Annotated in this window: 1 protein-coding gene; it reads right to left on the reverse strand. The window is 29.1% G+C overall.

The window, feature by feature from the left end; translation table 11 throughout:
• Nucleotides 1-279: 279 nt before the first annotated feature.
• A partial coding sequence (locus FUA24_RS08290; protein WP_148541271.1) for a LysM peptidoglycan-binding domain-containing protein occupies nucleotides 280-519 on the reverse strand: 240 nt, incomplete at its 5' end.

Here is a 519-nt window from a genome sequence, read left to right on the forward strand (position 1 = left end):
GCTGTTCCTATGTATTTTTCTACAATACCAACAGCCACAAAGGGTACGGGTTCATTAAATTCATCTAAAATAATACCTTTTATTTCTATTTTTTGCTGTGCTATTAAAGTAAAAGGTAGTAATAGGAATAGGTATGTAATTTTTTTAATCATAAATAATTTAGTTTTTTAGTTTTCTTTAATAGGAGTTTTAGGAATGAAAAATGCGTGCTTAAAAATACTTTCAAAACACGCACTTTAGTAAAACTAATGTTTTTTTATGTACAATAAAAGTACTTTATTATAGGTTGGGTATAATTAATTCTTGGTCTGGGTGAATTACATCTGGGTTTTTTAAAATATCAGAGTTAGCTTCAAAAATTTCTTTGTATTTCATGGCATCTTTGTAGTAATGCTTAGCTATTTTGCCTAAAGTTTCACCACTTTTTACTGTGTGTCTGTGGTACACAGTTTCGTCGGCTACTTTAATATCAGCCATAATATCTGCAGGGTTTTCACCACCAATTTCTTTTATTTTATC

It is taken from the genome of Seonamhaeicola marinus (assembly GCF_008085455.1).